General features: G+C 69.3%; 9 protein-coding genes. 2 read left to right on the forward strand and 7 right to left on the reverse strand.

Annotated features, from left to right (window positions below):
- Positions 1-380: 380 nt before the first annotated feature.
- Both WS89_RS10610 and WS89_RS10615 read left to right on the forward strand, forming a co-directional pair.
- Entirely contained in the window at positions 381-1,949 is a 1,569-nt protein-coding gene (locus tag WS89_RS10610) for a ShlB/FhaC/HecB family hemolysin secretion/activation protein (protein ID WP_082741837.1), read from the forward strand.
- 160 nt (positions 1,950-2,109) lie between these two features.
- Positions 2,110-5,112, forward strand: coding sequence for a two-partner secretion domain-containing protein (locus WS89_RS10615; RefSeq protein WP_059790854.1), 3,003 nt, complete (start codon positions 2,110-2,112; stop codon positions 5,110-5,112).
- 116 nt (positions 5,113-5,228) lie between these two features.
- On the opposite strand, the gene WS89_RS10620 is transcribed toward WS89_RS10615, so the two are convergent.
- The 7 genes from WS89_RS10620 to WS89_RS10650 all read right to left on the reverse strand — a co-directional run bounded on the left by WS89_RS10620 (position 5,229) and on the right by WS89_RS10650 (position 13,657).
- Positions 5,229-6,422 carry an HlyD family secretion protein gene (locus WS89_RS10620; RefSeq protein WP_059790856.1) on the reverse strand — a complete coding sequence of 398 codons (1,194 nt, stop codon included), beginning with the start codon at positions 6,420-6,422 and terminating at the stop codon, positions 5,229-5,231.
- Positions 6,422-8,269 (reverse strand): efflux transporter outer membrane subunit, encoded by a 1,848-nt coding sequence (locus WS89_RS10625; RefSeq protein WP_059790858.1) that lies wholly within the window; start codon positions 8,267-8,269, stop codon positions 6,422-6,424. Before WS89_RS10625 ends, WS89_RS10620 begins: the two co-directional genes overlap by 1 nt.
- A 6-nt stretch (positions 8,270-8,275) precedes the next feature.
- Positions 8,276-9,214 (reverse strand): glycosyltransferase family 2 protein, encoded by a 939-nt coding sequence (locus tag WS89_RS10630; RefSeq protein ID WP_059790860.1) that lies wholly within the window; start codon positions 9,212-9,214, stop codon positions 8,276-8,278.
- Positions 9,215-9,224: 10 nt separating this feature from the next.
- Positions 9,225-10,820 carry a DHA2 family efflux MFS transporter permease subunit gene (locus WS89_RS10635; RefSeq protein WP_059790861.1) on the reverse strand — a complete coding sequence of 532 codons (1,596 nt, stop codon included), beginning with the start codon at positions 10,818-10,820 and terminating at the stop codon, positions 9,225-9,227.
- The gene (locus WS89_RS10640; RefSeq protein ID WP_059790863.1) at positions 10,817-12,100 is read right to left on the reverse strand and encodes a glycosyltransferase; all 1,284 of its coding nucleotides are present in this window, start codon (positions 12,098-12,100) and stop codon (positions 10,817-10,819) included. The genes WS89_RS10635 and WS89_RS10640 overlap by 4 nt, the downstream gene beginning before the upstream one ends.
- A 17-nt stretch (positions 12,101-12,117) precedes the next feature.
- Positions 12,118-12,687, reverse strand: a complete 570-nt coding sequence (locus WS89_RS10645; protein ID WP_059790865.1) for a methyltransferase family protein — start codon at positions 12,685-12,687, stop codon at positions 12,118-12,120.
- Positions 12,688-12,754: 67 nt separating this feature from the next.
- Positions 12,755-13,657 (reverse strand): alpha/beta fold hydrolase, encoded by a 903-nt coding sequence (locus WS89_RS10650; RefSeq protein WP_059790867.1) that lies wholly within the window; start codon positions 13,655-13,657, stop codon positions 12,755-12,757.
- Between the last annotated feature and the right edge of the window lie 332 nt (positions 13,658-13,989).

Genomic DNA, 13,989 nt, shown 5'->3' on the forward strand with positions numbered 1-13,989 from the left:
ATCCGGCCCGCCGCGCCTCGTTTTCGACAAAATCTGACAAGACAAATCGATAACACAGTTGGCCTAGTACTCATCCAATATCAAAACGCGGCCACGCTCCGTAGTATCCCCGACGCTCAACGCGCTATCGGCGCGCCAATCCGTCGAGGGTGAAAATTCGTCCCATCCACAGCAACTCACACCACGCCGATTCCGATACCGCTGCCGCATCGGCGATCTCGGGCCGGCCGCTCCCGTTACACGGCACGTCTCGTCCACGGCATCGCGCCGCCCGCACCGGTTGCCCGGCTCAATGGGCGGGGCTCCCGGTCTGGTGCATCGGCGCCGTGCTGTCGATGCCGGGCATTGCGCACGCGCTGCCGCCCAGTGCCGGGCAATCGATGCGTGACATCGAGGCCACACGCCCTGCCCTTCCCGCCGACTCGCCGCCCGATCTCGCCATCCCGCCGCCGCCCGACACGAAGCCGCCGCCGCCCGGCGACGACGCCGGGCCGCGCGTACGGGTGCAGGCATTCGCGATCGGCGGCAATCGTGCGTTCGGCGCCGACCGGCTGCAACCGCTTCTCGCGGATCTCGTCGGCCGCGAACTGAGCTTCGACGAACTCCGGCAAGCCGCCGACCGGATCTCCGCGTATTACCGCGAACACGGCTACGTGCTCGCGCGCGCCTACCTGCCGCAGCAGGACATCGACGGCGGCACCGTGCGGATCGACGTGAGCGAAGGCCGTTACGGCAGCGTCGAACTGAACAACCGCTCGCGCGTGCTGGACGGCGTCCTGCGCCAGCCGCTCGCCGGCCTCCGGCCCGGCGACGCCGTGCAAGGCGACGCGCTCGAGCGCAGCCTGCTGCTCCTCGACGATCTGCCAGGCGTCGCCGCGAAAGGCACGCTGCGCCCCGGTGCCGAAACCGGCACCACCGATCTCTCCGTTGACGTCGAACCCGGCCCGCTCGCGTCCGGCTCCGTCGATCTCGACAACTATGGCGACACGCTCACCGGCCGTTATCGCGCCACCGGCAGCGTCGACGTCAACGCGCCGCTGCGTATCGGCGATCAGTTCACGCTGCGCGGGCTGGTCAGCGACGCGCGCCAGCGCTATTACCGCGTGGCATACCAGTTGCCTGTCGGCCCGGCGTCGACGCGGCTCGGCGTCGCGCACTCCGACATGCGATACCGGGTCGGCGGCAGCTTCGACGATCTCGACTATCACGGCCGTGCATCGGTGCAAAGCGCGTTCGTCACGCAACCGCTGCTGCGCAGCCGCCGCGCGAACGTCAGCGCGCAGTTCCTGTTTGAAAACAAGCAGTTGCACGACGACTACAACGCATTCGACGTGCATGGCGCGAAGCGCATCCAGATCGGTTCTTTCAGCATCACCGGCAGCAATCAGGACGACTGGTTCGGCGGCGGACGCAGCAGCGCGTCCGTGACGCTCGGCATCGGCCGGATGAACGGCAACGATCCGCTCGGATCGAATCGGTTCGCGAAAACGCACGGCCGGTTCGCGAAGCTGAACGTCAGTGCGGTACGGCTTCAGGCCATCACTGCGCGCTTGCAGCTCTACGTGCAGCTCAGCGCACAACTCACATCGCGCAATCTCGACTCGACGGAAAAATTCAGCCTCGGCGGCCCGTATGGGGTACGCGGGTACGCGCTCGGCGCGGGCAGCGGCGATCAGGGCTGGCAGGCGAGCGCGGAACTGCGCTATCTCGCCGCGCCCGGCTGGCAGGTCAGCACCTTCGTCGATACCGGGCGCGTACAGGTCAACAAGCAGCCGTGGAACCGGGAGCGCAACACGCTGCAGCTGTCGTCGGCAGGGCTCGGCGTCGGCTGGTACGGCGCGAGCCGGCAGGTCAACGTCGCGTGGTCGCGACCGTTCGGCAGGTCCGACGACGCGGCCGCGAGCACGCGCTCGCCAAGTGTCTGGCTTCAGGCGACCCAGTATTTCTGAGTCGCCCGGCGCCGATCGCCGGCCCGGCGGCGCCGCGGGCCGGCAACCCGGCGGCGGGCAGCATGACCGTCCGCCGCATGAAGCGGAAGATCGATCCGCTTCGCAACCGGTCAGTTCGTTCCACTGATCGACTCCAACAACTCCGTTATCGAGGATAACAATGAACAAGACCTATGCATTGGTGTGGAATCACGCTCAGGCGTGCTGGAACGCGGTCGGGGAAACCGCGCGCCGACGCGGTAAAGCCGGCGGCAGTACGCTCGTCGCAGCCGGCGCCGTGTCGCTGCTCGGCCTCGCCGCGCTGCCCGCACACGCACTGCCCACCGGTCAGGCCGTCGTCGCCGGTCACGCCGACATCGCCACGTCCGCCGACGGCAAGACGATGTCCATCAATCAGCATTCCGACAAGCTCATCACCAACTGGCAGGACTTCGGCGTCGCCGGCGGCGAACGCGTGTCGTTCCACCAGCCCGGCAGTTCGTCCATCGCGCTGAACCGCGTGATCGGCTCGCGCGGCAGCCAGATCGACGGCCGCATCGACGCCAACGGCAAGGTGTTCCTCGTCAACCCGAACGGCGTGATGTTCGGCGCCGGCTCGCAGGTCAACGTCGGCAGCCTCGTCGCGTCCACGCAGAACCTGTCCGACGCCGACTTCCTCGCCGGCAACTATCGCTTCGCCGGCTCGTCCGCCGCGACCGTCGCCAACGCCGGCAACATCACCGCGGCCGACGGCGGCAGCGTCGCGCTGCTCGGCGCGCGCGTGTCCAACACCGGCGTGATCCAGGCGAAGATGGGCCGCGTCGCGCTCGGTGCAGGCAACGCATTCAAGGTCAACTTCGACGGCAGCGACCTGCTCAGCGTGCAGGTCGAAGGCGGCGCCGTCGACGCGCAGGCGAGCAACGGCGGCCTGCTGAAGGCCGACGGCGGCGACGTGCTGATGACCGCCCGCGCCGCGGGCGATCTGCTCGGCGCAGTGGTCAACAACACCGGCACCATCGAGGCGCGCGGGCTGAACAGCCACGGCGGGCGCATCACGCTCGACGGCGGCACCGTGCTGGCCGGCGGCACGCTCGACGCGAGCGCCACGGCCGGCAACGGCGGCGAAATTGCGACGCGCGGCACGAACGTCCGCGTTGCCAACGATGCCACGGTCGACACGCGCGGTGCGAACGGTCGCTCGGGCACGTGGAAGATCGACACGGCCAACGCGCGCGTCGCCGACGATGCGAACGCAACGATCGGCGCGGCTACGCTGTCGCGCAACCTCGGCACGACCGACGTCGCATTGACCAGCACGGCAGGCGACCTGTCGGCCGACGGCGCGGTCGACTGGAGCAGCGACCACACGCTGTCGCTCGCATCGCAGCTCGGCAACGTGAAGCTGCAACGCGCGTTGAATGCGCACGGTGACCGTGCGGGACTGGCGGTCGACGCCGCGAAGCGTATCGACATCGACGGCCCGCTCGCGCTGACCGGCGCGAACGCCGCGCTCGCGCTGAACTCGGGCAACGGCCATGTGTTGAACGACAATGCAGCCGTCACGCTGTCGGGCGCGAATGCGTCGTTCAGCGCAAACGGGCACGCCTATCGCGTGATCCACAACGTCGAACAACTGCGTGCGGTCGATGCGAACCTGAAAGGCCGCTACGTGCTCGGCAATACGATCAAGGGCAGCGGCGCGTTCCGCAGCATCGGCGGCGACACGGCGTTCGCCGGCACGTTCGACGGCCTCGGCAACACCATCTCGGGGTTCTCGGTCTACAACAACGGACCGCTCGTCGGCCTGTTCGCGTCCAACGTCGGCACGATCGCGAACCTGACGCTCGATTCGGTATCGGCACGCGGCACGGCGAACTACAGCCGAGGCCCCGCGATGGTCGGTGCGCTGGTGGGCGCGAACGTGCAGGGCACGCTATCGAACGTGCACGCGCGCAACGTGTCGGTGACGAGCGGCGGCTCCCCGACCAACGTCGCCGGCGGCCTCGTCGGCCTGAATCTGAGCGGCACGATCGATCGCGCGTCGGTGTCGGGCCGCGTGCAGGGCGACCGCTTCACGACTGCACTCGGCGGGCTCGTCGGCGAAAACATCACGTCGCCGGACAGCCGGCTCGACACAGCGACGATCTCGCGCAGCCGCGCCGACGCAAGCGTCTCCATCGGCGCCGCGGGCACGCTGCCCGACAACGGGTCCAACGGAATCGGCGGCCTTGTCGGCATCAACACCGGCGACGTTCTCGATTCGACGAGCGCCGGGCAGGTCTACGTCGCGGGCACCAGCACGGCCGTCGGCGGCCTCGTCGGGCGCAATGACGGCACGGTTCGCGGATCCGGCGCGTCCGGCCGCGTCGCTGCCGGCGCGGCAAGCACCGTCGGCGCGCTGGTCGGCATCAACGCGGGCACGATCGCCGCATCGCGCGCGAGCGGCGATGTCGCAAGCGGTGCGCGCGGCACGGCGGGCGGCCTCGTCGGCATCAACGCCGCCACCGGTACGATCGACAAATCGAACACCACGGGTACGGTCACCGTCGCGGGCAACGATGCGACGGCGGGCGGGCTCGTCGGCCGCAACAACGGTCGCGTGTCGAGGTCCAGCGCATCCGGCAGCGCTTCCGTCGGCGCGAACGGCACCGCAGGCGGCCTCGTCGGCATGAACAGCGGCCACGTCGAGTACGGCAACGCGTCCGGCAAGGTATCGGTTCTCGCCAATAGCGACGCCGGCGGCCTGATCGGCCGCAACATCGGTACGGTCGCCTCGTCGCATGCGCAAGGCGCCGTTTCCGCCGGCGCCGACAGCAATGCGGGCGGGCTCGTCGGCAACCACACGCGCGGCTCGATCGTGCTGTCCGACGCAAGCGGCAGCGTCAGCGGCGGCGCACGCGCGAAGATCGGCGGCCTGGTCGGCCTCAACGGCGGCACGATCGACCGATCGTCGTCGTCCGGCACCGTAAGCGGCGGCCTGAACGCCACGCTCGGCGGCATCGTGGGCACCGACTTCGGGACCACGCAAGCATCGTCGACCACCAGCCGGATCGCTTACACGCCGGGCTACGGCCAGCGCTACGGCGGGCTCGCGGGCTTCGCGATGACGTCGATGAAGGGCAACACGGCGTCCGGCGACGCGGCGCAGGTGCCGCTGATCGGCGGCCAGTTCGCGTTCTTCTGACCATGACCCGGCGCAGGCGGGGAATGTGACCGCCTGCGCGCGGGGGAACGACGACGCGCTCGTTCGTTCCCCCGCATCGGCGGCGATGCACGACGAGCCGTGCCGCTACCCTGCCGCTACCCTCCCCGATTCTCCCGAATGATCGCCGCAGCGGCTGCCTCGGCCTCGCTCGCCACGCCGTCGTGCACGCGCGTGCTGACCGCCGGCGTCGGCGGCTCGCTGTCGAGTGCGTGGCCGTTGCGATCGTGCGTGTCGACCGTCGCGCGCATCGACAGCCCGACCCGCAGCGGATGCGCGGCGAGATCGCGCGGATCGATCGCGATCACAACCGGCACGCGCTGCACGACCTTGATCCAGTTGCCGGCGGCATTCTGCGACGGCAGCATCGAGAACGCGCTGCCCGTGCCCGCCGAAAATCCCTGCACGCGGCCGCGATAGACGACGCGCGAGCCGTAGAGATCCGACACGACCTCGACCGGCTGCCCGATGCGCATGTGGCGGATCTGCCCTTCCTTGAAATTCGCGTCGATCCACAACCGGTTCAACTGCACGATCGACAGCAGCGGCACGCCGGGCCCGACCTGCTGGCCGACCTGCACCGAGCGCTGCCCGACCGTGCCGTCGACCGGCGCGACGATCGTCGTGCGCTTCAGGTTCCGGTACGCGAGCTTGAACTGCGCGGCCGCCTGCACGACGGCCGGGTTCTCGTCGACGGGCAGCCGAGTGCCGAGCGCACGCGCCGCATCGAGCTGCGCCTGCGCGGCCGCCAGGTTGGCCTGCGCGCCGGCTACCGCCGCGCGGGCGCGCGCCAGTTCCTCGGGCGCGACGATCTCGACCGACGCGCCCGATCGCGCGGCCAGCGCGCGTTGCGCGAGCTGCAGGTCGGCGCGCCGGGCGTTCACCGCTTCGACGTACATCGTGTTCGAGATCTTCGCGTTCGCGACCTGCCGCACGGCCTGCACGAGTTGCGCCTTCGCCTGCGCGAACGCGACCGACGCCTCGGCATCGTCGAGCCGCACGAGTGGCTGCCCGGCGCGCACCGTCTGCGTATCGGCGGCCAGCACGTCGATCACAGTGCCCGGAATCTGTGCGGCGACCTGCACGATGCTGCCCGCGACATACGCGTCGTCGGTGTCTTCGTAGTAGCGCTCGCTCAACAGCCAGAACGCGAGCCATGCGAGCGCAGCCGCGAGCACGATCGCGAAGAACACCATGAAGCGCTTGCGGCGCGTCGCACGGCGCGCGTCGAGAGTCGGATCGCCGTCGAGTGCGGCCGGCGGCGCGGCGGTATGAAGGTTGTCGTGATGCATCAGTCGCTTTGCGTAACGATCAGGCGGTCATGCTGAAACAGCGGAATGGCCGGCGTGCCGGGCTGGTTGGCCGCCGGGCTCGCGGACGCGGTACGAGTCGGATCGGGCACGCCGCGGCGCACCGGGTCGTTGCTCGCCGCGGCTGCATTCGACGGACGGGCCGCCGCGTCGCGCGATGCGACACCGTCGGTCGACGTGCTGCCGGATCCGGCAGCCTGCCGCGCGGTCCCGGCCGCCGAACGCGCATCGGGCGGCGCCGCCGTCGCGGTCGCCCGGCTCAAGGTCGCCGCCGTCGTCGCCGGTCCTCGCTTCGCCGCGCCGCCGCGCGCTTGATGAACGGCCGGCGTCGATGCCGAAGCGGGCGCCGACGCCCCGCCGCCCGCATCGAACCCGCCGCCCAGCGCGCCGATCAACCCGACCCGCAGCGTCCGCTGCTTGCCGAGCAACGCGATCATCTGCGCGCGCTCGTCGATCAGCGTGAGATCCGCGACATCGACGTCCTTCTGCATCAGCACGCCGCGCCGATGCCGATCCGCCGCGATCTGCACGATCTTCTGCGCGGCCGCGACCGCGTCCTGCTGCTGCGCGACGAGCGTCTGCGACGTCTGCAGCGACGTGACGAGTTGCGCGACCTGCCCGAGCGCATCGTCGACGGTCTTGTTGTACAACCCGATCGCGACGTCGGCCTGCGCGACGTCCGCGCCGAGCTTCGCCTTCAGCCGGCCGCGATCGAAGATCGGCAGCGAGATCGCGGGGCCGACGGAGCCCGCGAGCGAATCGCGCGAGAACAGCGACGCGGGCGTCAACGCGAACAAGCCGCCGAGCGCCACGAGATTCACGTCCGGATAGAACTGCGCGCGCGTCGAGTCGGCATTCGCGAACGCGGCTTCGACCCGCAGCCGCGCGGCGACGATGTCGGGCCGGCGGCCGAGCAGGTCGGCCGGCAACCTTGGCGGCAGCGCGCCACCGGGGAACGCGCCGACGCGCGGCCGCTGCAGCGCGAGCCCGCGCTCCGGGCCACGGCCGGACAGCACGCCGAGTTGCAGTTGCGCGAGCTTGATCTGCTCGTCGTTCAGTGCGATCTGTTCGAGCAGGCGGCTGCGCTTGATCGACGCATCGCTCGCGTCGTACGCGTTGTCGAGGCCGCGCGCGGTGCGCTCGCGCAGCACGGCCGTCACGCGCTGGCTGATCTTCAGTTTCTGCTGCAACAGGTCGCGCATCGCGTACGCCTGGTCCAGCTGGCAATACACGGTGACGATCGCGACGGCGAGCGTGAGCCGCACCTGCTCGGCCTCGACGCCGGCCGCGTCGCGCAGCGACAGCAGGCTCTTCGTCGCCGCGCGGTTCTTGCCCCACAGGTCGAGCTGATAGTTCAGCCCGACGAAGATCGACGACGGCGACACGTTCGGATCGCCGAAGATCTGCACCGGCACGCGATAGCCGCCGGCCGTGACGTCGGCGATATCGCCGGGCTTCGGCATCCGCGCGCGGCTGATCGTCGCGCCGGCCGTGCCCGTCAACCCCATCAGCGAATCGAACTGCTGAAGCTGCGCCTGCGCGATCCGCAGCCGCGCCTGCGCGACCTGTACATCGGGACTATTCTGCGATGCGTCGGCTACCAGATCGTCGAGCTGCGGATCCTGCAACTGCTTCACCCAATCGGGCGCCGGCCACGCGCCGTTCGCGCCGGCGCCGGCCGTGCGCGCAAGCGCATCGTCGGCCGGCGCGCGCAGCGACAGCGAAGGCAGGAAGCCCGACGGCACGCATCCGCCCAACGCCAGCAGCACGGCCGCCGCCGCGATCGTCGCGCGGCCCCTCATCCCCGCGGGTTTCGTCATACGCCGCATCGCGCCTCACCCCTGCCGAACGCGCTGCGCCCGCGCGGCCAGACGCGGCCGCGTGCGCTCGAGCGGGCCGAGCCGGCCGAACAGGCCGTCCGCGACGCCGAACAGAATGCCCGCTAGCTTCGCGCGCTTGTCGCGCTCGACGAGCGCGATCTGCACGACCTGCCACACGGTCAGCAGGTTCGGCACGAGCGCCACCGGAAAGCGCAGCCCGTACTGCATGCCCAACTGCACCGCATTGCGTGCGCTGTAGTAGCGCCGTTGCCACGAGTGATTCATCGACGTCATTTGGAAAGGACCGATCGCATGCCGCCGTTTCGCGCCGATCCGGTGCGGCAGCACCAGCGACGGCACGACATAGAGCGGCACGTTGCGCGACAGTGCGCGGAAACTGTATTCGGTGTCGACGTGATCGATGAACAGCGTCTCGTCGAAGCGGCCGAGCACGGCGAACGCATCGCGCGACACGACGCAGCCCGACGAGATCAGGAATGCGCAGCGCTGCATCGGCGTGCCCGCTTCGATGCGCAGGCGGCGCAAGCCGATGCCGTTCGTCGCGAGTTCGGGCAGGAAACTGCGCGCGTTCTCGTCGAAGATGCGCGGGCCGGCCATGAACGCACACCCCGCGCGCGCCGCGCAGATCTCGCGCATCGTCGGGAAATACGCGGCCGGCACCGACGAATCCTGGTCGAACAGCGCGACCGCGTCGACGCGATCGCGAAACAGCGCCGCGAGCCCCGCGTTGTACGCGCCCGCGATACCGCCGCGATTGCCGTGATGCAGCCACGCGATACCTTCGCGCGCGCACAGCGCGCGGGCCCGCATATCGGGCTGCGGCGTGTTGTCGACGACGAGCAGCGCGTCGCACGCGTGCCGCCATCCGCGCAGCGCGTCGAGCTGTGCATCGCTCGGGTGATACAGGATCACGAGTGCGCCGAGTGTCGTCATGGTCCGTTCCTCAATGCCCGAACGATGCTGCCGCGCCGCGCCTGGGTCGCGTCAGCCACATCATCGCCGCGAGCGCGAGGCACGTCATGCTCGCCATCCAGAACATGTCGTTGGTCGCCATCATGTACGCCTGCTGCATCACGACCTGATGCAGCGTCGTCAGCTCGCGCACGCCGTCCACGCCCATCGTGTTCAACGCATGCACGAAGCGTTGCGTGTTCGCCGATGCATGCGTGACCGATTGCGACACGACGTCGTAGTGATAGGTCGCGCGGTTGTCCCACAGCGTCACGCTCATCGCCGTGCCGAATGCAGCCGACAGCGTGCGCAGGAAATTCGACAGGCTCGATGCGGCGGCGAGCCGGTCGTCCGGAATGCGCGACAGCGTGGCGGCAGTGAGCGGAATGAAGAAGCACGGCAGGCCGACCCCCTGGATCAGCCCCGGCGCGGCGATCTGCGCGAACGTCATCTTCAGCGTGAAATGCGCGTCCCATGCGAGCACGGCCGCGAAGACGAGGAAGCCGAACGTCGCGAGCACGCGCGCGTCGAAGCGGTACGCATGCAGCCCGACGAGGATCGAGAACACGAGCGCGAGCACGCCGAGCGACGCGGTCGCGAGCCCCGCATGAAACGCGTTGTAGCCCATCACGGCCTGCATCCACAGCGGAAACACGACGCCGACCACGGAGAAGCTCATCATCCCGAGCGAGATGATCAGTACGCAGAACGAGAACGTGCGGTCGCGAAACAGGCTCAGATCGACGACGGGATGCGCTTCGCCCGCCTCCCAGATCAGTAGCGACACGATCGCGAGCGCCGCGACCACCGCGAGCGTGACGATCAGCGGCGAATCGAACCAGCCGCGGTCGTGGCCGAGATCGAGCATCGCCTGCAGCGAGCCGACGCCGATCACGAGCAGCACGATGCCCGGCACGTCGATCGGGCCGGCCGCGCCGCGCTGCGCGTCGGGCCGCAGCATCGCGGTGCACACCGCGAACGAGAACAGCCCGATTGGCAAATTGATCAGGAAGATCCACGGCCAAGAGAAGTTGTCGACGATCCAGCCGCCGACCACTGGCCCGAAGATCGGCGCGAGCAGCACCGTCATCGCCCACAGCGCGAGCGCGATCGTGCGTTTGTCGGGCGGGAACGTGCGCAGCAGGATCGTCTGCGACAGCGGCACCATCGGCCCCGAACACAATCCCTGCAGCGCGCGGCAGATCACGAGCACGTGCAGGTCGCGCGCCATCCCGCACAGCAGCGACGTCAGCGTAAACAACAGCACCGCGCCGACGAACAGCCGCAGCTCGCCGACGCGCCGCGCGAGCCAGCCGGTCAGCGGCACCGCGATCGCGGCCGCGACCGAATACGAACTGATCACCCACGTGCCCTGGCTGTTGGATACGCCGAGACTGCCGGAGATCGCCGGCACCGCGACGTTCGTCACGGTCGAGTCGAGCACTTCGATGAAGGTCGCGAGCGACAGCGCGAACGTCAGCAGCGCGAGCCGGATGCCGCGCACCGGCTGCGCGGCCGGCACGGGCGCCGGCACGTCGAACGCGGACGGCGCCACCGGTCCGTCGTGAAGCGGCGACGCGGTGCTCATGCGCCGGCCACCGCGACATCGGCCCGTACGGCCAGCCGCCCGCGCCTGGGCACGAACCGTTCGATGAAATCGGCGGCCGCGCCGCAGCCGTCCGGCGCGGCTGCGAGCAGCGCGCGCGTACGCTCCGCGTGTACCGCGAACGCGGGTTCTTCGAGCGCGCGCGCGAGCCCCGCGCCGAGCCGTGCGCCGTCGAGCGGGCCGTCGACCCGCACGCCGCAGCCGTTCGCGACGACGCGTTGCGCGTTGTCGAACTGGTCGTGCGCGAACGGCGTGACGACCTGTACGATGCCGGCTTCGCACGCGAGCGCCGCCGTGCCGATCCCGCCGTGATGCACGAGCGCGCGGCAACGCGGCAGCAGCGTGCGCATCGGCACGAAACGGCGCACGAGCAGCCGGTCGCCGTCCGTCGCGCGCTCGTCCGGCGTCAGCAGGATGCCGCGCGCGCCGGTCGCGCGCAACGCTTCCGTCACTGCGCGTGCATACGCGACGTGATCGACGCGCGTCGAACCGGCCGTGAACACGACCGGGGGCTCGCCCGCCGCGAGAAAGGCATCGAGTGCCGCATCGTCGTCGGGCGTCGCGATATCGTTGAACAACGGAAAACCGCTTTGCAGATGGTTCGACGGCCAGTCGGGCTGCGGCGGCGCGAACCAGCGGGGAAACAGGCACAGCACGCCGTCGGTCGAATGCAGCCAGCGGCCGAGCACGCGCCGCGCGGGCGCGAGCCCGAGCTCGCGGCGCACCGCGTCGAGCGCCGGACCGCACACGCGGTCGAGCACCTGCCGCTCGATCAGCGTCATCAGCGCCGACTTCAGCGGCAACGGCCAGCGTGCGGGAATCGTCAGGCGCGGGTGGGTCGGCGGCGCATGCGCGGACAGCAGCGTCGACGGCGACACCTGCACCGACACGTACGGCGTGCCGTGCAGTTCCTGCATGAAGCGCGCGGAAAATGCCCACAGCGTGCCGACCAGCACGGTGTCGGCATCGGTCAGCGCGCGCAGGGCGTCGTAATGCGGGCGCAGCGTCGGCGCGATCACCTGCCATAGCGTGCGGAACGACGTGCGCGGATCCCACAGCGCCGGGTTCGCCATCGCCGCGTCATAGTCGGCCGCGGTGCCGACCGGCACGAACGCGAACCCGCAGCGGCGCACGGCCGCCTCGAACGGCGCATGCGTACAGAACACGACCTCGTGACCGCGCGCCGCGAGCGTGCGCGCGATCCCGAGCATCGGATGCACGTCGCCCGCCGAGCCGATCGCGGTCACGATCATCTTCGCCATCGCGCGCCTCGCGCAGATCAGTAAAAGCCTGGGATCAGCGCCGCCACTTCGCGGCGGTACTGCACGTAGGCCGGCCCGAAATATCCGGTCAGCCAGCTCTCCTCGACGCGCACCTTGTACGCGAGCGACGCGAACACGAGCAGCACGCCGATCGCGCCGCGCCATTCGCCGCCGATCAACGCGGCGCCGACCAGCGCGACCAGGCAGCCGGTGTAGATCGGGTGACGCACGAGCGCATACGGCCCCGTGCGCACGAGCTCGTGATCTTCCTTCAGCGTGACCGATACGCTCCAGTTCGTGCCCAGATGCAGCCGCGCCCACACCGAGAACAGCAGGCCGGCCACCAGCACCGCGAGCCCGCACTGCGCCTGCAGCCCGAAGCGCTGCCAGTCGGGCGCGAGCGCCTGCCACGTCGGATCGGGCAGGATGATCGACGCGCCGCCGACGATCAGCGGAATCGACTGCAGCGTGCGCGAGCGCGACGCTTCCTTGCGCACGGTCGTCTTGACGCCCCGCGACGTGGCGATCCAGTACGCGAGCCACGCGGCCCACGGAACGACGATGGCGATGGTCTGAACGATATTCACGGCTGGCCTGCCTCGTTGGGATGGGAATTCGGATGCGCGGGACGAGCCCGATGCACGACGGACGACGTCACGACGACAGCGCAGGCATCGGCGCGGGCACGCACGCGTGCGCGGCGGCACGTGCGATGCCGGTCGCGAGGGTTGCCTCGCCACAGAAAAAATCGAGCAGCGCGGCACGGGTGCATTCGCGCTGCGCACGGCCTTCGATGTCGAGGAAATGGCCGGCGTCCGGCACCGTCGCGAACCGGGCGCGCGCCACGTGCGCGCCGAGCTGACGCACGTCGGCCGGCGTCGTGTATTCGTCGCGCTCGCCGTTCAGGAACAGCAGCTCGCAGCCGATGTTCGAGAACTCGCTGAAGTAGCGCTCGGGCTGCAACGACAGGATCTGGTCGACGTGGAAGGCGACCTGGTCCTGCTCGTCGCGCGGCAGGCGCGTGAGATACCGGTAGTTGTACAGCTTCATGATGCGCGGCAGATAGCGGCCGACGGTGTCGTTCAGCAACTGCGCGGCCTTCAGGTTCTCGCCGGCCGCGATGTGGTCGCGCGCACGCGTCACGTAGTCGACCATCGCATCGTTCAGGAACGGCGAGAACGAGCAGATCGCCGCGCGTCGCACGCTCGGGCAGCCGCGCGCGAGCGCGAACAGCGACGCGACGCCGCCCCACGACACCGACACGAGGAACACCGGTGCGAAGCGCTCGACCAGGTATTGGAGGATCGCGGCTTCGTCGTCCTTGGTCAGGATGGAGCAGCCTGGATTGTGCTGGCGCGACTGCCCCGCATACGGCAGGTCGAAGCAGATCGTGTTCATCCGCTCGCCGAGATACTGGACCGTCTGGCCGAACGACGCGGTCGTCGCGAGCGCGCCGTTGACGAGCATCGCCGTGTCGAAGGCCGGGTCGAACACGTTCCGCTCGACGTATACCTTCAGCCCATTCGGTAGCGGGACCACGTGTTTTTCGGTCGGCATCGTCGTTCTCCGGTGGATGCGGCGTCTCGACGTCGCGGCATGCTGCAAGTGCGCAATGGCTGACGCCGCCCCCGTGCGCGGTCGTTCGACGCGCTCGTTGCCGACGCACCGCAGCAATTTCCCGCGGCGCCATTCATTCCTCATGGTGCGGCGCCATACTAATACGACCGATATTACTTACTCAAGCGATTCCAAAAATCCCTCTACCCGGACCGGAAATACGCCAGATTCAAATTTATTTATCGATTTTCGTGGTATGAGGAATTCAAGAAGAGGTGACTGCAATCGTTTGCGAGCCACCCTTTCCGACGCTAAAAATCACAAATTTCTCT

Source organism: Burkholderia sp. MSMB1072 (assembly GCF_001524725.1).
Taxonomy (GTDB): domain Bacteria; phylum Pseudomonadota; class Gammaproteobacteria; order Burkholderiales; family Burkholderiaceae; genus Burkholderia.

What these genes read in the sequence shown, in the direction of transcription:
- WS89_RS10625 (WP_059790858.1), bottom strand. Translation starts at nt 8,269, where the DNA reads ATGCGGCGTATGACGAAACCCGCGGGGATGAGGGGCCGCGCGACGATC.
- WS89_RS10635 (WP_059790861.1), bottom strand. Translation starts at nt 10,820, where the DNA reads ATGAGCACCGCGTCGCCGCTTCACGACGGACCGGTGGCGCCGTCCGCG.
- WS89_RS10650 (WP_059790867.1), bottom strand. Translation starts at nt 13,657, where the DNA reads ATGCCGACCGAAAAACACGTGGTCCCGCTACCGAATGGGCTGAAGGTA.
- WS89_RS10630 (WP_059790860.1), bottom strand. Translation starts at nt 9,214, where the DNA reads ATGACGACACTCGGCGCACTCGTGATCCTGTATCACCCGAGCGATGCA.
- WS89_RS10615 (WP_059790854.1), top strand. Translation starts at nt 2,110, where the DNA reads ATGAACAAGACCTATGCATTGGTGTGGAATCACGCTCAGGCGTGCTGG.
- WS89_RS10620 (WP_059790856.1), bottom strand. Translation starts at nt 6,422, where the DNA reads ATGCATCACGACAACCTTCATACCGCCGCGCCGCCGGCCGCACTCGAC.
- WS89_RS10610 (WP_082741837.1), top strand. Translation starts at nt 381, where the DNA reads ATGCGTGACATCGAGGCCACACGCCCTGCCCTTCCCGCCGACTCGCCG.
- WS89_RS10640 (WP_059790863.1), bottom strand. Translation starts at nt 12,100, where the DNA reads ATGGCGAAGATGATCGTGACCGCGATCGGCTCGGCGGGCGACGTGCAT.